The following is a 20774-nucleotide window of genomic DNA, read 5'->3' as shown; positions in this document are numbered from 1 at the left end:
ATCAGTCATCGCTGGCTGCTGTGGCTGTTCGAGGGGGGCGTCCTCACCCCTCTAGTGGCGGTGGGGGGCGCGGACCGGCCGAGGCGGCGGCGGGGGGGCGGCGGGGTGGTGGTGCGGGGGGGGGGGCGGGCGCGCCGCCCCCCGACCCCACCCGAGAATTAGCAGTACAGACGACGACATAGGGGACATAGTGCTCGACGTCAACTTCTTCGACGAGCTGCGCATTGGTCTCGCCACCGCCGACGACATCCGTCAGTGGTCGCACGGCGAGGTCAAGAAGCCTGAGACGATCAACTACCGCACCCTGAAGCCGGAAAAGGACGGGCTCTTCTGCGAGAAGATCTTCGGTCCGCAGCGGGACTGGGAGTGCTACTGCGGTAAGTACAAGCGCGTCCGGTTCAAGGGCATCATCTGTGAGCGCTGCGGCGTCGAGGTGACTCGCTCCAAGGTCCGTCGTGAGCGGATGGGGCACATCGAGCTCGCCGCTCCGGTGACCCACATCTGGTACTTCAAGGGCGTGCCGAGCCGGCTGGGCTACCTGCTGGACCTCGCCCCCAAGGACCTCGAGAAGATCATCTACTTCGCCTCGTACGTCGTGACGAGCGTGGACGCGGAGTCGCGTCACCGTGACCTCTCGACGATCGAGAACGAGATCCTGGCCGAGAAGCGGCAGTCCGAGAACAGCCGCGACTCGGAGATCGAGAAGCGGGCCGCCAAGCTCGAGGCCGACCTGGCCGAGCTGGAGGCCGAGGGTGCCAAGGCGGACGTCCGGCGCAAGGTCAAGGAGGGCGGAGAGCGCGAGATGCGCCAGATCCGCGACCGGGCCCAGCGCGAGATCGACCGCCTGGACGAGGTGCTGGACACCTTCCGCAAGCTGGAGCCGAAGCAGCTGGTCACCGACGAGCTGCTCTACCGCGAGCTGCGCGACCGGTTCGGTGAGTACTTCACCGGTTCCATGGGCGCGGAGGCCATCAAGGCGCTCGTCCAGAACATGGACCTCGACGCCGAGGCCGAGAGCCTGCGGGAGACCATCCGGTCGGGCAAGGGCCAGCGGAAGATCCGGGCGCTCAAGCGGCTCAAGGTCGTCGCGGCGTTCCTGAACACCCGCAACTCGCCGCTCGGCATGGTGCTCGACTGCGTCCCGGTCATCCCGCCGGACCTGCGCCCGATGGTGCAGCTCGACGGTGGCCGGTTCGCGACCTCGGACCTGAACGACCTGTACCGCCGCGTGATCAACCGGAACAACCGCCTCAAGCGACTGATCGACCTCGGCGCACCCGAGATCATCGTCAACAACGAGAAGCGGATGCTCCAGGAGGCCGTCGACGCGCTGTTCGACAACGGCCGTCGCGGCCGGCCGGTCACCGGCCCGGGTAACCGCCCGCTCAAGTCGCTGTCCGACATGCTCAAGGGCAAGCAGGGCCGGTTCCGCCAGAACCTGCTGGGCAAGCGCGTCGACTACTCCGGCCGTTCGGTCATCGTGGTCGGCCCGAAGCTCAAGCTGCACCAGTGCGGTCTGCCCAAGCAGATGGCGCTGGAGCTGTTCAAGCCGTTCGTGATGAAGCGGCTGGTCGACCTCAACCACGCACAGAACATCAAGTCCGCCAAGCGGATGGTCGAGCGTCAGCGCCCGGTCGTGTGGGACGTGCTGGAAGAGGTCATCGGCGAGCACCCGGTGCTGCTGAACCGCGCGCCGACCCTGCACCGCCTGGGCATCCAGGCCTTCGAGCCGCAGCTGGTCGAGGGCAAGGCCATCCAGATCCACCCGCTGGTCTGCACCGCGTTCAACGCCGACTTCGACGGTGACCAGATGGCGGTGCACGTGCCGCTGTCCGCCGAGGCCCAGGCCGAGGCGCGGATCCTGATGCTGTCGTCGAACAACATCCTCAAGCCGGCCGACGGCAAGCCGGTCACCATGCCCACCCAGGACATGGTCATCGGCCTGTACCACCTCACCCACCTCACCGCCGGTGAGAAGGGCGAGGGCCGGGCGTTCAGCTCGGACGCCGAGACGCGGATGGCCTTCGACAACGGCGAGCTGCACCTGCAGGCGCCTGTGAAGATCCGCCTGCGTGGCGTGGTCGGTGTCGACAACGGCGCCGGCGCCGAGGCGTGGACCGCCCCGGAGGGCTGGGTCGAGGGTGACCCGCTGACCGTGGAGACCACGCTGGGTCGGGTGCTGTTCAACGAGACGCTGCCGCAGGGCTACCGCTTCGTGAACTACGAGATCCGCAAGGGTCAGCTCTCCGCGATCGTCAACGACCTCGCCGAGCGCTTCCCCAAGGTGGCGCTGGCCGCCACCCTGGACGGGCTCAAGGAGGCCGGTTTCCACTGGGCCACCTGGTCCGGCGTGACGATCGGCATGGAGGACGTCATCGCTCCGCCGCGTAAGGCGGAGATCCTGGCGAAGTACGAGAAGGAAGCCGACCAGATCGACAAGCAGTACCAGCGTGGTCTGATGACCGCCGAGGAGCGTCGCGGCGAGCTCATCACGATCTGGACCAAGGCGACCAACGAGGTCGCCAAGGAGATGGACACCGCGCTGCCGCAGGAGAACCCACTGTGGAAGATGATCAACTCGGGTGCCCGCGGTAACCTGCTCCAGCTCCGGCAGATCGCGGCGATCCGTGGTCTGGTGGCCAACCCGAAGGGCGAGATCATCCCGCGGCCGATCAAGGCCAGCTACCGGGAGGGTCTGTCCGTGCTGGAGTACTTCATCTCCACGCACGGTGCCCGTAAGGGTCTCGCCGACACCGCGCTGCGGACCGCCGACTCGGGTTACCTGACCCGTCGTCTGGTGGACGTCTCGCAGGACGTCATCATCCGTGAAGAGGACTGCGGCACCGACCGGGCGATCCCGATGCAGATCGGCGAGAAGCTCGACGGCAAGCTCGTCGTCCACACCCACGCCGAGACCAGCGTGCACGCCCGGACCCTGGCCGACGACATCAAGGGGCCGGACGGCACCGTGGTCGCCGAGCGCGGTCAGGACATCAACTCCATCGGGGTCGACAAGATCGTCGCCGCCGGCGTGGAGACGGTCCGGGTGCGCAGCGTGCTCACCTGTGAGTCCAAGCTGGGCGTCTGCGCGGCCTGCTACGGCCGGTCGCTGCCGACCGGCAAGTCGGTCGACATCGGCGAGGCGGTCGGCATCATCGCCGCCCAGTCCATCGGTGAGCCCGGTACGCAGCTGACGATGCGTACCTTCCACACCGGTGGTGTCGCGGGTGAGGACATCACCCAGGGTCTGCCTCGTGTGCAGGAAATCTTCGAGGCTCGGGTCCCGAAGGGTAAGGCGCCCATCGCCGACACCCCGGGTCGGATCCGGATCGAGGACGGCGAGCGCTCGCGCAAGATCATCGTGGTGCCGGACGACGGCAGCGAAGAGATCGTCTACGACAAGATCTCGAAGCGCGTCAAGCTCCGTACCCACGACGGCGGTCACGTCGCGGTCGGCGAGAAGCTGACCGAGGGCACCATCGACCCGCACGAGCTTCTGCGGATCATGGGTCCGCGGGCGGTCCAGGTCCACCTGACCAGTGAGGTCCAGGAGGTCTACCGCTCGCAGGGTGTGCTCATCCACGACAAGCACATCGAGATCATCATCCGCCAGATGCTCAAGCGGGTGACGGTCATCGACTCCGGCTCGACCGAGTTCCTGCCGGGCGTGCTCGTCGACCGGGCGCTGTTCGAGTCGGAGAACCGCCGACTCGTCTCGGAGGGCGGCGAGCCCGCCGCCGGTCGTCCGGTGCTGATGGGTATCACCAAGGCCTCGCTGGCCACCGACTCCTGGCTCTCGGCGGCCTCCTTCCAGGAGACCACCCGGGTGCTGACCGACGCTGCGATCAACTCGCGCAGCGACTCGCTGGTCGGCCTCAAGGAGAACGTGATCATCGGAAAGCTCATCCCGGCCGGTACGGGCATCAGCAAGTACCGCAACGTCCGGGTCGAGCCGACCGAGGAGGCCAAGGCCAAGGTCTACTCGATGACCGGGTACCCGGAGACCGACTACGGCTTCGGGCCGGCCAGCGGGCAGGCTGTGCCGCTGGACGACTTCGACTTCGGGTCGTACCGCTAAACACCACGCACACGACGAGGCCCCCGGTATCCGCCGGGGGCCTCGTCGTGTCCGGACCACCCACCCCCGGTCCGGGTTCGGCATGATGGAGGGATGACGACCGCACCCGGGCAGGTGTCCGTCGCGCAGCAGGGCCTGCGCCACCCGTTGGACCCGGATCCGGCCCGCGCCACGAAGGCCCGGGCGGTTTTCGCCCTCGGGCTGCTCGGCATGCTGACCGGGTTGTTCATCGGCGGGGTGGTGCCGGCGACGGTGGCGCTGCAACTGGCCCGGCAGGCCCGCCGTGAGGCGTACTCCTCGGGGGGTTTCCTGACCGGCGGCAGCTGGCTGCGCCGGGGGGAGCGGATGGCCTGGACCGGCCTGGTGCTGGTCGCGGTCAGCGTGGTCGCCCTGGTGGTGATCGGCGTGGTGCGGTTGGCCGGTGCGCCGTTGGGTCACGACTACCCGGCGAACATGGACTGAGCGGCCGCGCCCGGCGTTGGCGCCGGCACCTGCGGCGGTAGCCTGGCCGGTGTCCGCCGTGTGGCGTGGCGGCCTTTCGACAGGAGGACCTCGTGACGGATCCGGCGCGGCCCCCTGCGGACGAGCCGGCCGGCCAGCCGGCTCCGGCCGAGCTGCCTCCGTCTGAGCTGCCTCCGTCCGAGCTGCCTCCGTCCGAGCCCGCCGGCTGGGTGCGACCGGCACCGAGCGGCGAGCCGCCGCCACCCGCGTCGACGCCGGGCGCGCCGCACCCCGGCTGGGGTACGACAGGTCCGCCCGGTTCCGGTGAGCCGTACCCGGGCTCCGGAACGCCCACCTCGACACCGCCGGGTTGGGATCAGCCGCAGCCCGGGTCTGCCGCTCCATACGGGTGGGGCCCGCCGCAGTCTGGGCCTGGCGCACCTGGCTGGGGCCCGCCGTCGTCGGGGCCCGGTGTGCCGCCGGGTTGGGATCCGCCGCAGTCTGGGCCGGGTGTGCCGGGTTGGGGTCCCCCGCAGTCCCCGCCTGGTTTGCCGGGTTGGGGCCCGCCGCCGCAGTCTGGGCCCAGCGCCCCGGGTTGGGACCCGCCCCATGGGCCCGGTGTGCCGGGGGGTTGGGGTCCGCCCCAGTCTGGGCCCGGTGTGCCGGGGGGTTGGGGTCCGCCCCAGTCTGGGCCCGGTGTGCCGGGGGGTTGGGGTCCGCCGTCGTCCGGTCACGCGCCCGCCTGGGCGGGAATGGCGGGCCGTCCGGTTCCCCCACCCAGCGACGCCGAGCATCGGCCGCCGAAACGGGTGGAGGCGGTGCCGGGCACCCCGTTCGGGGTCGTGCACCTGGAGGTGGCCCCGGTCACGTCGGGGCTGGCCATCGGTGCCCTGGTGGCCGGGATCGCGTCGGTCCTGGTGTCGTTGCTGGTGATCTGCTTCGGGGTGGCCTTCGCCAACGAGGGCGGGGCCTGGGCCTCCGGGGCGTTCGCCGTGCTCGGGGTGCTGGCCGGTGTGGCGGCCGTTGTCGCCGGTCTGCTCGGCCGGCGGCAGATCCGCCGGCCCGTCGCGCCCCCGGCGGTCCGGTTCACCGGCCGAGGGCTCGCGGTGGCCGGGATCAGCTGTGGCGCGGCGGGGGCCCTGATCAGCCTCCTGGGCCTCGGCGTGGCGCTGCTGCTCGCCCTCACCTGAGGCTGGTCACCGTCCGCTCCCGCGCCTGACCCGTTCTCTCCCCGCCTGTCGCCGCCCGGCCCGGGGCCGACGGGTGGTCCCGCGGGGAAGCCGGTACACTTGTGTCTGTAGGTGCCCATCGCGGGCGACGGGGCAGGACGAGATACGGCCGGCGGGTGTGTGACAGTCCGCCGGGCCCTTCCGTTTTGACCTGGGCGGTTGTGGTAGGTACTCTTTCCCCTTGTGCCCGGGCATGCCCGGGCAACTCGTGCGTGCGCTGTTTCCGGCTTCCGGGCGGCGGGCACGACAGACCAAAGATCCGGGGCGGGGCGACTCGCGTGCCGGTGACACAAACCCGATGGCACGCGCAAGCGTCCGCAACGGGGCCGCGGAGAGGCGACACGCCCGACCGCGGGTGCCGGGGCCTCCGTGAGGTGGCCCTGGTCGGAATGTAGGAGAGCCGGTCATCAGGCCGGCTAACGAGCAGACGGCGCGGTCGCGGAAGCGGCCGAAGGGAGCGGAGAAACCCGGTGCCCACGATCCAGCAGCTGGTCCGAAAGGGCCGCCAGGCGAAGACGACCAAGACCAAGACCCCGGCGCTGAAGGGTTCCCCTCAGCGGCGCGGCGTGTGCACCCGCGTGTACACCACCACCCCGAAGAAGCCGAACTCGGCGCTGCGCAAGGTCGCTCGCGTGAAGCTCAGCAGCCAGATCGAGGTGACCGCCTACATCCCCGGCGTCGGTCACAACCTCCAGGAGCACTCGATCGTGCTCGTGCGCGGTGGCCGGGTGAAGGACCTCCCCGGCGTGCGTTACAAGATCGTTCGCGGTTCGCTCGACACCCAGGGTGTCCGTAACCGCAAGCAGGCGCGCAGCCGTTACGGCGCGAAGAAGGAGAAGAGCTGACATGCCGCGTAAGGGACCCGCTCCGCGGCGGCCACTGGTCGCTGACCCGGTGTACAACTCGCCGCTGGTCACCCAGCTGGTGAACAAGATCCTGCTGCGCGGCAAGCGCCAGCTCGCCGAGACCATCGTGTACGCGGCCCTCGAGGGCTGCCGCGAGAAGTCCGGCACCGACCCGGTCGTCACCCTCAAGCGGGCGATGGACAACGTCAAGCCGACCCTCGAGGTGCGCAGCCGTCGTGTCGGTGGCGCCACCTACCAGGTGCCGGTCGAGGTCCGCCCGACCCGGGCGACCACCCTGGGCCTGCGCTGGCTGGTCACCTACTCTCGCGCCCGGCGCGAGAAGACCATGGTCGAGCGGCTCATGAACGAGCTGCTGGACGCGAGCAACGGCCTCGGTGCCGCCGTCAAGCGGCGCGAGGACACGCACAAGATGGCCGAGTCGAACAAGGCCTTCGCGCACTACCGCTGGTAACACCCTGGTTCCGGCGCCTCCGGGCGCCGGAACCGCCACCAGTTGAGTCGAGACGACGATAAGTAGGGATTGAAGTGGCCGCCGCAGACGCGCTCGCCAAGGTACGCAACATCGGCATCATGGCGCACATCGATGCCGGTAAGACCACGACCACCGAGCGAATCCTGTTCTACACCGGCATCACGTACAAGATCGGTGAGGTTCACGAGGGCGCTGCCGTCATGGACTGGATGGAGCAGGAGCAGGAGCGTGGTATCACCATCACCTCCGCTGCTACCAAGTGTGAGTGGAAAGACCACACGATCCAGATCATCGACACGCCCGGTCACGTCGACTTCACGGTCGAGGTCGAGCGGTCGCTGCGGGTCCTGGATGGTGCGGTCGCGGTTTACGACGGTGTCGCCGGCGTGGAGCCGCAGACGGAGAACGTCTGGCGGCAGGCCGACAAGTACAACGTCCCGCGTATGTGCTTCGTCAACAAGCTCGACCGGACCGGCGCCGACTTCTTCCGCTGCGTGCAGATGATGATCGACCGGCTGAACGCCACCCCGCTGGTGCTCCAGATCCCGATCGGGCTCGAGGGTGACCACATCGGTGTCGTCGACCTGATCGGCATGCGCGCGCTCACCTGGCGTGGGGAGACCCAGAAGGGTGAGGACTACGCGGTTGAGGAGATCCCGGCCGAGCTGGCCGACTCCGCGGCCGAGTGGCGCGAGAAGCTGATGGAGACCCTGGCCGACGTCGACGACGCGGTGATGGAGAAGTACCTGGAAGGCGAGGAGATCTCCGTCGAGGAGATCAAGGCCGCCATCCGGCGTGCCACCATCGCCGGCAAGGCCAACCCGGTGCTGTGCGGCTCGGCGTTCAAGAACAAGGGCGTCCAGCCCATGCTCGACGCCGTGGTCGACTTCCTGCCGTCGCCGCTGGACGTTCCGGCGATCGAGGGTACGGCCACCGACGGCGAGACCCCGCTGCTTCGGAAGCCGTCCAACTCGGAGCCGTTCTCCGGCCTGGCCTTCAAGATCCAGACTGACAAGCACCTGGGCAAGCTCACCTACGTGCGGGTCTACTCCGGCACGCTCGATTCCGGTTCCCAGGTGGTCAACTCCACCAAGGACCGCAAGGAGCGGATCGGCAAGATCTACCAGATGCACGCCAACAAGCGGGAAGAGCGTCCATCGGCGCAGGCCGGCGACATCATCGCCGTCCAGGGTCTCAAGCAGACCACGACCGGCGACACTCTCTCCGACCCGGCGAACCCGGTGATCCTGGAGTCGATGACCTTCCCGGAGCCGGTCATCTCGGTGGCGATCGAGCCGAAGACCAAGTCCGACCAGGAGAAGCTGGGCACCGCTATCCAGCGCCTGGCCGAGGAGGACCCGACCTTCCGCGTCCAGCTGGACGAGGAGACCGGTCAGACGGTCATCTCCGGCATGGGTGAGCTGCACCTGGACATCCTGGTCGACCGGATGCGCCGCGAGTTCAACGTCGAGGCCAACGTCGGCAAGCCGCAGGTGGCGTACCGCGAGACCATCCGCCGCAAGGTGGACAAGGTCGAGTACACCCACAAGAAGCAGACCGGTGGTTCCGGCCAGTACGCCCGCGTGATCGTGAGCGTCGAGCCGCTGCCGCTGGACAACGACTCGCCGACCTACGAGTTCGCGAACGCCGTCAGCGGCGGCCGGATCCCCCGGGAGTTCATCCCGTCGGTGGACGCCGGTGCGCAGGACGCGCTGCAGTACGGCATCCTGGCGGGCTTCCCGCTCGTCGGTGTCAAGCTGACGCTGTTGGACGGCCAGTACCACGAGGTCGACTCGTCGGAAATGGCATTCAAGATCGCCGGCTCGATGGTGATGAAGGACGCGGCCCGCAAGGCCGATCCCGCGTTGCTCGAGCCGATGATGGCCGTTGAAGTCACCACTCCTGAGGAGAACATGGGTGACGTCATCGGTGACCTCAACTCCCGCCGCGGCATCATCCAGGCGATGGAGGAGCGCAGTGGCGCCCGCATCGTCAGGGCTCTGGTGCCGTTGTCGGAGATGTTCGGCTACGTCGGCGACCTGCGGTCGAAGACCCAGGGCCGGGCTAGCTACAGCATGCAGTTCGACTCCTACGCCGAGGTTCCGCAGAGCGTCGCGAAGGAGATCATCGCCAAGGCAACGGGCGAGTAACGCCCTGAGCAGGTGATTCGTGGTTGGTCGCGGGAGGTTCAACCCGCCCGCGGCCACCACGATCGGATCGCGTGAGACCGGGCCTGTAGGCTTCATCGCCGCAGAACCCACAAAGGCTCTCCGACCGTCTGGTCGGAAAGGCTGTCGACAGAGTCCTAAGCGCCGACCGGCGCGCCGGGCGTACGAACCAAGAAGTCCACAGGAGGACACCAGTGGCGAAGGCTAAGTTCGAGCGGACTAAGCCGCACGTCAACATCGGCACCATTGGTCACATCGACCACGGTAAGACGACGCTGACGGCGGCCATCACCAAGGTCCTGCACGACCAGTACCCGGACCTGAACCCCTACACGCCGTTCGACGAGATCGACAAGGCGCCGGAGGAGAAGGCCCGCGGCATCACGATCTCGATCGCGCACGTCGAGTACCAGACCGAGTCGCGGCACTACGCGCACGTCGACTGCCCTGGGCACGCCGACTACATCAAGAACATGATCACCGGTGCCGCGCAGATGGACGGCGCGATCCTGGTGGTCGCGGCGACCGACGGCCCGATGCCGCAGACCCGCGAGCACGTGCTGCTGGCCCGTCAGGTTGGTGTGCCGTACATCGTCGTGGCGCTCAACAAGAGCGACATGGTCGATGACGAGGAGCTCCTGGAGCTCGTCGAGCTCGAGGTCCGTGAGCTGCTCTCCTCGCAGGAGTACCCGGGTGACGACCTGCCGGTCGTTCGGGTTTCGGCGCTGAAGGCCCTCGAGGGTGACCCCGAGTGGACCGGCAAGCTGCTGGACCTGATGACCGCTGTCGACACCTCGATCCCGCAGCCGGAGCGCGAGGTCGACATGCCGTTCCTGATGCCGGTTGAGGACGTCTTCACGATCACCGGTCGTGGCACCGTCGTCACCGGTCGCGTGGAGCGCGGCGTTCTCCTGCCGAACGAGGATGTTGAGCTCGTCGGTATCAAGGAGAAGAGCTTCAAGACCAAGGTCACCGCGATCGAGATGTTCCGGAAGACCCTGGACGACGCCCGCGCAGGCGAGAACGTCGGCCTGCTGCTGCGTGGCACCAAGCGCGACGAGGTCGAGCGCGGCATGGTCGTCGTGAAGCCGGGCTCGAACACCCCGCACACGGAGTTCGAGGCGACGGTCTACATCCTCTCCAAGGAGGAGGGCGGCCGGCACACCCCGTTCTTCCAGAACTACCGCCCGCAGTTCTACTTCCGGACCACGGACGTCACCGGTGTCGTCACCCTCCCCGAGGGCACCGAGATGGTCATGCCGGGTGACAACACGTCCATGTCGGTGAAGCTGATCCAGCCCATCGCCATGGAGGAGAACCTCAAGTTCGCGATCCGCGAGGGTGGCCGTACCGTCGGCGCCGGGTTCGTCACCAAGATCATCAAGTGAACTAGGTAACCCCGATTAGACCCGCCGCCGGTCGTGCGGCATACTAGTCAGGTTGCGTAACGACAGTTCGTCGCCTGTGTTCGGCTTTGCTGAACCTCCGGGTGACGAGGCAGTCGAGCGTAGGGTGGTTGGCGGCCCAGTCGCCAACCACCCTCGCACGGCGTTCAGGTCGCGGTAATGCGATCGGCGCCTTGACCCACCGCGCGGTCAGCACCACTCCGGAACCACGGGGCGGAGCCCGGCCCGAGGGCGCGACACGCCCGACCGCGGGGGTCGGCGAAGTGGGCCTGTGCCAGCCGGCACAGGCGCCCGCAACACAGCGGCATCGAGAGAAGGAACAGAAGCCACCATGGCGGGACAGAAGATCCGCATCCGGCTCAAGGCCTATGACCACGAGGTCGTCGACTCCTCGGCTCGGAAGATCGTCGAGACGGTGACGCGCACCGGGGCGCAGGTCGCGGGCCCGGTGCCGCTGCCCACGGAGATCAACCGTTTCTGCGTTATCCGCTCGCCGCACAAGTACAAGGACTCGCGCGAGCACTTCGAGATGCGCACGCACAAGCGGCTGATCGACATCATCGACCCGACCCCGAAGACGGTCGACTCGCTCATGCGCCTCGACCTGCCGGCTGGCGTCGACATCGAGATCAAGCTGTAGGGACCGGACAAATGGACAGGCAAGTCAAGGGGATCCTGGGCGCCAAGCTCGGCATGACCCAGGTCTGGGACAACAACCGCGTTGTTCCCGTGACCGTGGTCGAGGCCGGCCCGTGCGTCATCAGCCAGGTTCGTAGCGCCGAGAAGGACGGTTACTCCGCGGTCCAGCTGGCCTACGGCACCATCGACCCGCGCAAGGTCAAGAAGCCGATCAGCGGGCACTACGCCAAGGCGGACGTGGCGCCGCGCCGGCACATCGTCGAGCTGCGCACCACGGACGCGGGGGAATACTCGCTCGGCCAGGAAGTCACTGTCGAGGAGTTCCCGGCCGGCGTCACCATCGACGTCACCGGCAAGACCAAGGGCAAGGGCTTCGCCGGCGCGATGAAGCGGCACGGCTTCCACGGTCTGGGCAGCAGCCACGGTGTCGAGCGCAAGCACCGCTCGCCCGGTTCCATCGGCGCCTGCGCCACCCCGGGTCGTGTCTTCAAGGGCACCCGGATGGCCGGCCGGATGGGTGGCGTTCGCTACACCGTGCAGAACCTGACCGTCCAGGCGGTCGACACCGAGAACAACCTCCTGCTCGTCCGGGGCGCCATTCCTGGCCCCAAGGGCGCGCTGGTTCTGGTCCGTACCGCGGCCAAGATCAAGGTGAAGAAGGGCGGTGCGGCCAAGTGACCACCGTTGACGTGCGCACCGTCGAAGGCACCACCAGCAGCTCTGTCGAGCTGCCGGCGGACATCTTCGACGTGCAGGCCAACGTCGCGCTGATGCACCAGGTCGTGGTGGCCCAGCTCGCGGCGGCCCGACAGGGCACGCACAAGACCAAGACCCGCGCCGAGGTTGCTGGTGGCGGCAAGAAGCCGTACAAGCAGAAGGGCACCGGTCGCGCCCGGCAGGGCTCGATCCGCGCGCCGCAGTTCGCCGGCGGTGGCGTCGTGCACGGTCCCGTGCCGCGCGACTACAGCCAGCGGACCCCGAAGAAGATGAAGGCCGCCGCTCTGCGGGGTGCCCTCTCCGACCGGGCCCGCGCCGGGCAGGTGCACGTCGTCGAGGCGTTCGTCTCGGGCGAGAAGCCGTCGACCAAGGCGGCCCTGGCCACGCTGACCAAGCTCACCGAGGCCCGTCGGGTCCTGGTCGTGCTGAGCAGCACCGACGAGCTGAACTGGGTGTCGCTGCGCAATGAGCCGCGCGTGCACCTGATCGAGTCCGGCCAGCTGAACACGTACGACGTGCTGGTGGCCGACGACGTGGTCTTCACCAAGGACGCCCTGGACGAGTTCCTGGGCGTGCCCGCCGAGACCACCGAGGAGGGTGGCAAGTGAGCACGATCGCCGACCCGCGCGACATCATCGTGGCGCCGGTCGTCTCGGAGAAGAGCTACAGCGAGCTGAACCGGAACTGGTACACCTTCCTGGTGCACCCGGACGCGAACAAGACCGAGATCAAGATCGCTATCCAGCAGATCTTCAACGTCCGCGTCCTGACGGTCAACACGCTCAACCGCCAGGGTAAGCGCAAGCGCACCAAGACCGGCTTCGGTCAGCGCAAGGCGACCAAGCGGGCGATCGTGAAGCTGGCTGACGGTGACCGCATCGAGGCCTTCGGCGGCCCGGTCAGCTGAGGGGTGTAGACAATGGCTATCCGTAAGTACAAGCCGACGACGCCGGGCCGACGTGGCTCGAGTGTCGCTGACTTCGCCGAGATCACCCGGTCCACGCCGGAGAAGTCGCTGCTGGTTCCGCTGCCGAAGAAGGGCGGGCGTAACGCCCACGGCCGGATCACCACGCGGCACCACGGCGGCGGTCACAAGCGCCAGTACCGTCTGATCGACTTCAAGCGGGTCGACAAGGACGGCGTGCCGGCGAAGGTCGCTCACATCGAGTACGACCCGAACCGCACGGCGCGCATCGCGCTGCTGCACTACGCCGACGGCGAGAAGCGGTACATCATCGCGCCGAAGGACCTGAAGCAGGGCGACCGCGTCGAGTCCGGTCCGGGCGCCGACATCAAGCCCGGCAACAACCTGCCGCTGCGCAACATCCCGGTCGGTACCACGATCCACAACGTGGAGCTGCGTCCGGGTGGCGGGGCCAAGTTGGCCCGGTCCGCCGGTGTCGGTATCCAGCTGCTCGGCCGCGAGGGCGCGTACGCGACCCTTCGTATGCCGTCCGGCGAGATCCGGCGGGTGGACGTCCGCTGCCGCGCCAGCGTCGGCGAGATCGGCAACGCCGACCAGTCGAACATCAACTGGGGCAAGGCCGGCCGGATGCGGTGGAAGGGCAAGCGCCCGACCGTCCGTGGTGTCGCCATGAACCCGGTCGACCACCCGCACGGTGGTGGTGAGGGTAAGACCTCCGGTGGTCGCCACCCGGTCAACCCGCAGGGTAAGCCCGAGGGCCGCACCCGCCGTAAGGGCCAGCCGAGTGACCGGCTGATCGTCCGCCGTCGCTACGCCACGCGTAAGCGCGGCTGAGGGAGATAAGACATGCCTCGCAGCCTGAAGAAGGGCCCGTTCGTCGACGACCACCTGCTCAAGAAGGTGGAAGTTCAGAACGACAAGGGCTCCAAGAACGTGATCAAGACCTGGTCGCGGCGTTCGACGATCATCCCCGAGATGCTGGGGCACACGATCGCCGTTCATGACGGACGCAAGCACGTCCCGGTGTTCGTGACCGAGGCGATGGTCGGGCACAAGCTCGGCGAGTTCGCGCTGACCCGCACTTTCAAGGGTCACGAGAAGGACGACCGGAAGAGCCGTCGGCGCTGACGCCGCGGGCATACGGATAGAGGGAACAAGGGGTTACAGCGATGCCAGGAAAGGGCGACGCTCCGGTGCTTCCGGGCGCGCGGGCGGTTGCGCGGCACGTGCGCATCTCGCCGATGAAGGCGCGCCGGGTGGTCAACCTCGTCCGCGGCCTGCCCGCGAAGGAGGCGCTCACGGTGCTGCAGTTCGCGCCGCAGGCTGCGAGCGAGCAGGTGTACAAGGTGCTCGCTAGCGCGATCGCCAACGCGGAGAACAACGAGCGGCTGGACCCCGACGCGCTGCTCGTCAGCGAGGCCTTCGTGGACGAGGGCCCGACGATGAAGCGGTTCCAGCCGCGGGCGCAGGGTCGGGCGTACCGAATCCGCAAGCGCACCTGCCACATCACTGTGGCGGTCGAAGCGGTCGCGCCGGCAGCGCCGAGGAAGGCCGCGGCGAAGAAGGCCGCCCCGGCCACGGAGGCCGCACCGGCCGAAGCGCAGAGCAAGACGGAGGACGCCGAGTAATGGGTCAGAAGGTTCACCCCACTGGGTTCCGGCTCGGCATCTCGACCGACTGGAAGTCCCGCTGGTTCGCGGACAAGCTCTACAAGGACTACATCGGCGAAGATGTGAAGATTCGCCGCATGATGTCCAAGGGCCTCGAGCGTGCCGGCATCTCCAAGGTCGACATCGAGCGCACCCGCGACCGGGTCCGGGTCGACATCCACACCGCCCGGCCGGGCATTGTCATCGGCCGTAAGGGTGCGGAGGCCGACCGGATTCGCGGCGAGCTCGAGAAGCTCACCGGCAAGCAGGTTCAGCTGAACATCATCGAGGTGAAGAACCCCGAGTCGGACGCTCAGCTGGTCGCGCAGGGCGTGGCCGAGCAGCTGTCCAGCCGGGTCAGCTTCCGTCGGGCGATGCGCAAGGCCATGCAGTCGGCGATGAAGAACCCGGTCTGCAAGGGCATCCGGGTTCAGGTCTCGGGCCGCCTCGGCGGCGCCGAGATGAGCCGGACCGAGTTCTACCGTGAGGGCCGGGTTCCGCTGCACACGCTGCGGGCCAACATCGAGTACGGCTTCTTCGAGGCCCGTACCACGTTCGGTCGGATCGGTGTGAAGGTCTGGATCTACAAGGGCGACGCCGTCCCGGGCCGGGAGGCTCCGGCCGAGGCCGGTCCGTCCCGCCCGCGTCGTGGTGAGCGTGGCGACCGTCCCGAGCGTCCGCGTCGTGGTCGGTCGGGTTCGTCCGGCACCACGGCCGGTGGCACCGAGGCCGGGCGGGCTGCTGCGACCACCATCGCGCAGCAGGCCGAGACGCCGAGCGGCGAGCCGGTGGACAGCGCAGCTGTCGCCGCCGCGGCTGCTCCGGCAGAAACGCAGCAGGAGGGCTGACAGATGCTGATGCCGCGCAAGCCCCCGAAGGGCTTCCGCAAGCCGCACCACCCGGACCGCAGTGGCGCGTCCAAGGGTGGTAACCGGGTGGTGTTCGGCGAGTTCGGGATCCAGGCTCTCGAGCCGGCGTACGTGACGAACCGGCAGATCGAGTCGGCACGTATCGCGATGACTCGCCACATCAAGCGTGGTGGCAAGGTCTGGATCACGATCTTCCCGGACCAGGCCCTCACCAAGAAGCCTGCCGAGACCCGGATGGGTTCCGGTAAGGGTTCGCCCGAGTGGTGGGTCGCCAACGTCAAGCCGGGGCGGGTTCTCTTCGAGATGTCCTTCCCCAACGAGCAGACCGCGCGAGAGGCCATGCGTCGCGCGATCCACAAGCTCCCGATGAAGTGCCGCATTGTTACGCGCGAAGTGGGTGAATCCTGATGGCAGCGGGCGTTAAGGCGACCGAGCTGCGTGAGCTCTCCGAAGAGGAGCTGGTCACGAAGCTGCGGGAGGCCAAGGCGGAGCTGTTCAACCTCCGCGTGCAGGCCGCAACCGGGCAGCTGGACAACAACCGGCGGTTGCAGGTCATCCGTCGGGAGATCGCCCGGATCTACACGATCATGCGTGAGCGCGAGCTGGGGCTCTCGGCCGCGCCGACTGAGGTGACTGCATCATGACCGAAGAGACCGCCACCGCCGCCGCGCGGTCGCGCCGCAAGGTCCGCGAGGGCCTGGTGATCAGCGACAAGATGGACAAGACCGTCGTCGTCGAGGTCGAGGACCGGGTTCGGCACGCGCTGTACGGCAAGATCATGCGCCGTACGGCCAAGCTGAAGGTGCACGACGAGCAGAACGCCGCTGGCACCGGTGACCGGGTTCTCATCATGGAGACCCGGCCGCTGAGCGCCACCAAGCGTTGGCGGATCGTGGAGATCCTGGAAAAGGCCAAGTAGCGAAGGCTCGAGCTCGCCCGGCGTTGCGTCGGGCGTAGGTTCCGCCAGGCTCCGGCCGCTACGGCGGCCGGAGAACCGGCAGACATAGGAGATAGACGTGATTCAGCAGGAGTCGCGACTGCGCGTCGCCGACAACACGGGTGCCCGGGAGATCCTGTGCATCCGGGTTCTCGGTGGCTCGGGTCGGCGCTACGCGAGCATCGGCGACGTCATCGTGGCCACGGTCAAGGACGCCATCCCGGGTGCCGGTGTGAAGAAGGGCGACGTCGTCAAGGCGGTCGTCGTTCGCACGGCCAAGGAGAGGCGTCGGCCGGACGGCTCGTACATCCGCTTCGACGAGAACGCCGCCGTCATCATCAAGGACGGCGGGGACCCGCGTGGTACCCGCATCTTCGGCCCGGTGGGTCGGGAGCTGCGGGACAAGCGGTTCATGAAGATTATTTCCCTCGCGCCGGAGGTGTTGTGACCGTGAAGGTCAAGAAGGGCGACACGGTCGTCGTCATCGCCGGCAAGGACAAGGGTGCCAAGGGCAAGGTCATTCAGGCCTACCCGCGGCAGGACAAGGTCCTGGTCGAGGGCGTGAACCGGGTCAAGAAGCACACCCGCATCAGCACCACCCAGCGTGGCGCCAAGACCGGCGGCATCGTCACTCAGGAGGCCCCGATCCACGTCTCGAACGTGCAGGTCCTGGACTCCGACGGCAAGCCGACCCGCGTCGGTTACCGGATCGACGACAACGGCCAGAAGGTCCGCATCGCGCGTAGCACCGGTAAGGACCTGTGATGACCACGGCTACCGAAAAGACCCTGCCGCGCCTCAAGGAGCGGTACCGCAACGAGATCGTGGCCCAGCTGCGCGAGCAGCGCAGCTACGGCAACCCCATGCAGGTGCCGCGGCTGGTCAAGATCGTCGTCAACATGGGTGTCGGCGAGGCTGCTCGCGACGCCAAGCTGATCGACGGCGCGGTCCGCGACCTCGCCACGATCACCGGCCAGAAGCCGCAGGTGCGGCGGGCGACCAAGTCCATCGCGCAGTTCAAGCTGCGCGAGGGCATGCCGATCGGTGCGAAGGTGACCCTTCGCGGCGACCGGATGTGGGAGTTCCTGGACCGGCTGCTGTCCATCTCGCTGCCGCGTATCCGCGACTTCCGCGGCCTGGACGGGCGCAAGCTGGACGGGCACGGCAACTACACGTTCGGTCTGACCGAGCAGTCGGTGTTCCACGAGATCGACCAGGACCGGATCGATCGCCAGCGGGGCATGGACATCACGGTGGTCACGACCGCCACGACCGACGACGAGGGCCGGGCGCTGCTCAAGCTCCTGGGCTTCCCGTTCAAGGAGAACTGAGATGGCCAAGAAGGCGCTGATCATCAAGGCGGCCGCGAAGCCGAAGTTCTCGGTTCGCGCGTACACCCGCTGCCAGCGGTGCGGGCGTCCGAAGGCGGTCTACCGCAAGTTCGGGCTCTGCCGGGTCTGCATCCGGGAGATGGCTCACCGCGGTGAGCTGCCGGGCGTGTCCAAGGCTTCCTGGTAAGGGCGACCGCGTCCCGGCCGTCGGCCGGGAACTCCTGCACCGATTAGGTATTGCTCTTCGCCGTAGGCCCGGGGCTGATGCCCCGGGAACCCCGGCGAGAAAGGCTGACGAAATCCATGACGATGACCGACCCGATCGCAGACATGCTCACGCGTCTGCGTAACGCCAACCAGGCGTACCACGATCAGGTGAAGATGCCCTACTCCAAGATCAAGGCGAACATCGCCGAGGTCCTGAAGGCCGAGGGTTACATCGCCACCTGGTCGGTCGAGGAGCCCGAGGAGGGTGCCGTCGGCAAGCGACTGGTCGTCGAGCTGAAGTACGGCCAGAACCGCGAGCGGAGCCTGGCCGGCATCAAGCGCGTGTCCAAGCCCGGTCTCCGGGTGTACGCCAAGTCGGACGGGCTCCCGCGGGTGCTCGGTGGGCTGGGCGTGGCGATCATTTCGACGTCCCAGGGGCTGCTGACCGACCGGCAGGCCCGCAAGCGGAGTGTTGGCGGGGAAGTCCTCGCCTTCGTCTGGTAACGGGAGACTGGTAGAAATGTCGCGAATTGGACGTAAGTCGATCCCGGTACCAGCCGGCGTCGACATCACGATCGACGGGCAGACCGTCAAGGTCAAGGGCCCCAAGGGCCAGCTTGAGCACACCCTCGCCGAGCCGATCACGGTCGAGCGGGCCGAGGATGGGCAGCTCAACGTCAACCGGCCGAACGACGAGCGCAAGGCCAAGGAGCTCCACGGCCTGAGCCGTACGCTGGTTGCCAACATGATCGTCGGGGTCACCGAGGGCTACCGCAAGAGCCTGGAGATCGCCGGCACCGGTTACCGGGTCACCGCCAAGGGCTCGGACCTCGAGTTCGCGCTCGGGTTCTCGCACCCGGTGGTCGTTCCCGCCCCGGCGGGCATCACCTTCACGGTGGAGCGGCCGACCCTGTTCCACGTGGCTGGCATCGACAAGCAGCAGGTCGGTGAGGTCGCCGCCAACATCCGGAAGATCCGCCCGCCGGAGCCGTACAAGGGCAAGGGCGTCAAGTACCAGGGCGAGGTCATCCGCCGCAAGGCCGGAAAGGCAGGTAAGAAGTGAGCGCCACGCTGCTCAAGCGCCGCCGCGGTGTCGCCGCCAAGCGCGCCGTTGGGCGTGCGCGTCGACACTTCCGCGTCCGCAAGAACGTCAGCGGTACGTCCGAGCGTCCGCGCCTGGTCGTCACCCGTTCGCTGCGGCACATGGTCGCCCAGATCGTCGACGACACCAAGGGCCACACCCTGGCGTCGGCGTCGACCCTGGACGCCTCGCTGCGCGGTACGGAGGGCGACAAGAGCGCCCTCGCCGGCAAGGTGGGCGCACTGCTCGCCGAGCGGGCCAAGGCCGCCGGCGTCTCCAAGGTCGTCTTCGACCGCGGCGGTAACCGGTACGCGGGGCGAGTCGCCGCGCTTGCCGACGCCGCCCGCGAAGCCGGGCTCGAGTTCTAACAACCCCGTCACGAGAGATAAGGAAGGCTGCTGATGCCAGGTCAACAGCGCCGTGGCGGCGGGTCCGGTGGCAACGAGGGTGGTCGCCGCGACAACCGCCGTGAGGGCGGCCGCGGAAACGCGCCCGTCGAGAAGACCCCGCACCTTGAGCGGGTCGTCGCGATCAACCGCGTCGCCAAGGTCGTGAAGGGTGGTCGTCGCTTCAGCTTCACCGCCCTGGTGATCGTGGGCGACGGCGACGGCACGGTCGGCGTGGGCTACGGAAAGGCCAAGGAGGTGCCCGCGGCCATCGCCAAGGGTGTCGAGGAGGCCAAGAAGCACTTCTTCAAGGTCCCGCGGATCGGTCAGTCGATCCCGCACCCGGTGACGGGTGAGGACGCCGCTGGCGTCGTGCTGCTCAAGCCGGCCTCTGCCGGTACGGGTGTCATCGCCGGCGGTCCGGTGCGCGCCGTGCTGGAGTGCGCCGGGATCCACGACGTGCTCTCGAAGAGCCTCGGCTCGTCGAACCCGATCAACATCGTGCACGCCACCGTGGCGGCCCTGAAGGGGCTTGAGTCCCCCGAGCAGGTCGCGGCGCGTCGTGGTCTGCCGGTGGAGGACGTCGCGCCGGCCGCCATGCTGGCGTCGCGTGCGGGGGTGGCGCGCTGATGGCACGTCTGAAGGTCACCCAGCTCCGGTCCGGTATCGGGACCAAGCACAACCAGCGTGAGTCGCTGCGTTCGCTCGGTCTCAAGCGGATCAACGACGTGGTGGTCAAGGAGGACCGGCCCGAGATCCGCGGCATGATCTTCACTGTGAGCCACCTCGTGAAGGTCGAGGAGGTCGAGTAATGACGATCAAGGTGCATCACCTGCGCCCGGCGCCCGGTTCCAAGACCGCGAAGACCCGTGTGGGTCGCGGTGAGGGTTCCAAGGGCAAGACCGCTGGTCGCGGTACCAAGGGTTCCAAGGCCCGGAAGAACATCTCGGCGGCGTTCGAGGGTGGGCAGATGCCCATCCACATGCGCCTGCCGAAGATGAAGGGCTTCAAGAACAAGTTCAAGGTCGTCTTCCAGGTGGTAAACCTGGACCGGCTCGCTGAGCTGTTCCCGAATGGTGGTCAGGTCGGCCCGCTGGAGCTCGTCGAGTCCGGCGCGGTCCGCAAGGGTCACCCGGTCAAGGTCCTCGGCACCGGGGACCTCGGCGGAGTGGCGCTCCAGGTGTCTGCGCACGCGTTCAGTGCGTCGGCCAAGGAGAAGATCGCCGCCGCCGGTGGCTCCGCCACCGAGCTGTAAGGCGTACCGCCCATGGCGCCCGCCCAGTTGTGCGCAACTGGCGGGCGCCATGGTCTGCCTGGGCTCTCACGCGCCCGGTAACATCGGAATCGATTTATGTAGTCGGGCGCATCTGCCC

At 68.0% G+C, this 20774-nt stretch carries 28 protein-coding genes; all 28 read left to right on the top strand.

Annotated elements, in window-relative coordinates; genetic code table 11:
• Positions 1 to 190: 190 nt before the first annotated feature.
• Positions 191 to 4078, top strand: coding sequence for a DNA-directed RNA polymerase subunit beta' (locus ACPXBU_RS19215; RefSeq protein WP_357253581.1), 3888 nt, complete (start codon positions 191 to 193; stop codon positions 4076 to 4078).
• Between the two features lie 93 nt (positions 4079 to 4171).
• Positions 4172 to 4540, top strand: a complete 369-nt coding sequence (locus tag ACPXBU_RS19210; protein WP_393370250.1) for a hypothetical protein — start codon at positions 4172 to 4174, stop codon at positions 4538 to 4540.
• A gap of 788 nt (positions 4541 to 5328) precedes the next feature.
• A complete protein-coding gene (locus tag ACPXBU_RS19205; RefSeq protein ID WP_393370466.1) occupies positions 5329 to 5709 on the top strand; it encodes a hypothetical protein in 381 nt (126 codons plus the stop codon).
• A gap of 509 nt (positions 5710 to 6218) precedes the next feature.
• Positions 6219 to 6593 carry a 30S ribosomal protein S12 gene (rpsL, locus tag ACPXBU_RS19200; RefSeq protein WP_007465318.1) on the top strand — a complete coding sequence of 125 codons (375 nt, stop codon included), beginning with the start codon at positions 6219 to 6221 and terminating at the stop codon, positions 6591 to 6593.
• Between the two features lies 1 nt (position 6594).
• Entirely contained in the window at positions 6595 to 7065 is a 471-nt protein-coding gene (rpsG, locus tag ACPXBU_RS19195) for a 30S ribosomal protein S7 (protein WP_030489583.1), read from the top strand.
• 74 nt (positions 7066 to 7139) lie between these two features.
• Positions 7140 to 9236: an elongation factor G gene (fusA, locus tag ACPXBU_RS19190; protein ID WP_030489584.1), complete on the top strand. Its 2097-nt coding sequence runs from the start codon at positions 7140 to 7142 to the stop codon at positions 9234 to 9236.
• Between the two features lie 212 nt (positions 9237 to 9448).
• Positions 9449 to 10642 (top strand): elongation factor Tu, encoded by a 1194-nt coding sequence (gene tuf, locus ACPXBU_RS19185; RefSeq protein ID WP_393370254.1) that lies wholly within the window; start codon positions 9449 to 9451, stop codon positions 10640 to 10642.
• Between the two features lie 349 nt (positions 10643 to 10991).
• Positions 10992 to 11300, top strand: coding sequence for a 30S ribosomal protein S10 (rpsJ, locus tag ACPXBU_RS19180; protein WP_007073037.1), 309 nt, complete (start codon positions 10992 to 10994; stop codon positions 11298 to 11300).
• Positions 11301 to 11311: 11 nt separating this feature from the next.
• Positions 11312 to 11977 carry a 50S ribosomal protein L3 gene (gene rplC / locus ACPXBU_RS19175; protein ID WP_184178725.1) on the top strand — a complete coding sequence of 222 codons (666 nt, stop codon included), beginning with the start codon at positions 11312 to 11314 and terminating at the stop codon, positions 11975 to 11977.
• The gene (gene rplD / locus ACPXBU_RS19170; protein ID WP_110563096.1) at positions 11974 to 12624 is read left to right on the top strand and encodes a 50S ribosomal protein L4; all 651 of its coding nucleotides are present in this window, start codon (positions 11974 to 11976) and stop codon (positions 12622 to 12624) included. The genes rplC and rplD overlap by 4 nt, the downstream gene beginning before the upstream one ends.
• Positions 12621 to 12923 carry a 50S ribosomal protein L23 gene (gene rplW, locus ACPXBU_RS19165; protein ID WP_007465304.1) on the top strand — a complete coding sequence of 101 codons (303 nt, stop codon included), beginning with the start codon at positions 12621 to 12623 and terminating at the stop codon, positions 12921 to 12923. Before rplD ends, rplW begins: the two co-directional genes overlap by 4 nt.
• Positions 12924 to 12935: 12 nt before the next feature.
• Positions 12936 to 13775 (top strand): 50S ribosomal protein L2, encoded by an 840-nt coding sequence (gene rplB, locus ACPXBU_RS19160; protein ID WP_110563095.1) that lies wholly within the window; start codon positions 12936 to 12938, stop codon positions 13773 to 13775.
• Positions 13776 to 13787: 12 nt separating this feature from the next.
• Complete coding sequence (rpsS, locus tag ACPXBU_RS19155) at positions 13788 to 14069, top strand: 30S ribosomal protein S19 (protein WP_007465299.1); 282 nt, start codon at positions 13788 to 13790, stop codon at positions 14067 to 14069.
• Positions 14070 to 14110: 41 nt separating this feature from the next.
• Entirely contained in the window at positions 14111 to 14569 is a 459-nt protein-coding gene (rplV, locus tag ACPXBU_RS19150) for a 50S ribosomal protein L22 (protein WP_007465297.1), read from the top strand.
• Positions 14569 to 15438, top strand: coding sequence for a 30S ribosomal protein S3 (rpsC, locus tag ACPXBU_RS19145; RefSeq protein ID WP_007465294.1), 870 nt, complete (start codon positions 14569 to 14571; stop codon positions 15436 to 15438). Before rplV ends, rpsC begins: the two co-directional genes overlap by 1 nt.
• 3 nt (positions 15439 to 15441) lie before the next feature.
• Positions 15442 to 15867: a 50S ribosomal protein L16 gene (rplP, locus tag ACPXBU_RS19140; protein WP_053653940.1), complete on the top strand. Its 426-nt coding sequence runs from the start codon at positions 15442 to 15444 to the stop codon at positions 15865 to 15867.
• On the top strand, positions 15867 to 16103 hold the full coding sequence (gene rpmC / locus ACPXBU_RS19135; RefSeq protein WP_007465283.1) for a 50S ribosomal protein L29: 237 nt from the start codon (positions 15867 to 15869) through the stop codon (positions 16101 to 16103). Before rplP ends, rpmC begins: the two co-directional genes overlap by 1 nt.
• Complete coding sequence (rpsQ, locus tag ACPXBU_RS19130) at positions 16100 to 16378, top strand: 30S ribosomal protein S17 (RefSeq protein WP_030489590.1); 279 nt, start codon at positions 16100 to 16102, stop codon at positions 16376 to 16378. Before rpmC ends, rpsQ begins: the two co-directional genes overlap by 4 nt.
• Positions 16379 to 16475: 97 nt before the next feature.
• Positions 16476 to 16844 carry a 50S ribosomal protein L14 gene (gene rplN, locus ACPXBU_RS19125; protein WP_007465279.1) on the top strand — a complete coding sequence of 123 codons (369 nt, stop codon included), beginning with the start codon at positions 16476 to 16478 and terminating at the stop codon, positions 16842 to 16844.
• Positions 16841 to 17161 carry a 50S ribosomal protein L24 gene (gene rplX / locus ACPXBU_RS19120; protein ID WP_172899047.1) on the top strand — a complete coding sequence of 107 codons (321 nt, stop codon included), beginning with the start codon at positions 16841 to 16843 and terminating at the stop codon, positions 17159 to 17161. The genes rplN and rplX overlap by 4 nt, the downstream gene beginning before the upstream one ends.
• Positions 17161 to 17727 carry a 50S ribosomal protein L5 gene (rplE, locus tag ACPXBU_RS19115; RefSeq protein ID WP_110563094.1) on the top strand — a complete coding sequence of 189 codons (567 nt, stop codon included), beginning with the start codon at positions 17161 to 17163 and terminating at the stop codon, positions 17725 to 17727. The genes rplX and rplE overlap by 1 nt, the downstream gene beginning before the upstream one ends.
• Before the next feature lies 1 nt (position 17728).
• Positions 17729 to 17914 carry a type Z 30S ribosomal protein S14 gene (locus ACPXBU_RS19110; RefSeq protein WP_007465272.1) on the top strand — a complete coding sequence of 62 codons (186 nt, stop codon included), beginning with the start codon at positions 17729 to 17731 and terminating at the stop codon, positions 17912 to 17914.
• Between the two features lie 116 nt (positions 17915 to 18030).
• Positions 18031 to 18438 (top strand): 30S ribosomal protein S8, encoded by a 408-nt coding sequence (rpsH, locus tag ACPXBU_RS19105; RefSeq protein WP_007465270.1) that lies wholly within the window; start codon positions 18031 to 18033, stop codon positions 18436 to 18438.
• Positions 18439 to 18454: 16 nt separating this feature from the next.
• Positions 18455 to 18997, top strand: coding sequence for a 50S ribosomal protein L6 (gene rplF, locus ACPXBU_RS19100; protein ID WP_266246314.1), 543 nt, complete (start codon positions 18455 to 18457; stop codon positions 18995 to 18997).
• Positions 18994 to 19383, top strand: a complete 390-nt coding sequence (rplR, locus tag ACPXBU_RS19095) for a 50S ribosomal protein L18 (RefSeq protein WP_357080808.1) — start codon at positions 18994 to 18996, stop codon at positions 19381 to 19383. The genes rplF and rplR overlap by 4 nt, the downstream gene beginning before the upstream one ends.
• A 33-nt stretch (positions 19384 to 19416) precedes the next feature.
• Entirely contained in the window at positions 19417 to 20031 is a 615-nt protein-coding gene (gene rpsE / locus ACPXBU_RS19090) for a 30S ribosomal protein S5 (RefSeq protein WP_007465263.1), read from the top strand.
• Entirely contained in the window at positions 20031 to 20213 is a 183-nt protein-coding gene (gene rpmD, locus ACPXBU_RS19085; RefSeq protein WP_007465262.1) for a 50S ribosomal protein L30, read from the top strand. The genes rpsE and rpmD overlap by 1 nt, the downstream gene beginning before the upstream one ends.
• Positions 20213 to 20656, top strand: coding sequence for a 50S ribosomal protein L15 (gene rplO, locus ACPXBU_RS19080; protein WP_088950230.1), 444 nt, complete (start codon positions 20213 to 20215; stop codon positions 20654 to 20656). Before rpmD ends, rplO begins: the two co-directional genes overlap by 1 nt.
• Positions 20657 to 20774 lie beyond the last annotated feature (118 nt).

Source organism: Micromonospora sp. DT231 (genome assembly GCF_049847025.1).
GTDB lineage: Bacteria > Actinomycetota > Actinomycetes > Mycobacteriales > Micromonosporaceae > Micromonospora.
The sequence above is the reverse complement of the archived record's forward strand: the minus strand, read 5'-3'. Positions and strand labels throughout refer to the sequence as shown.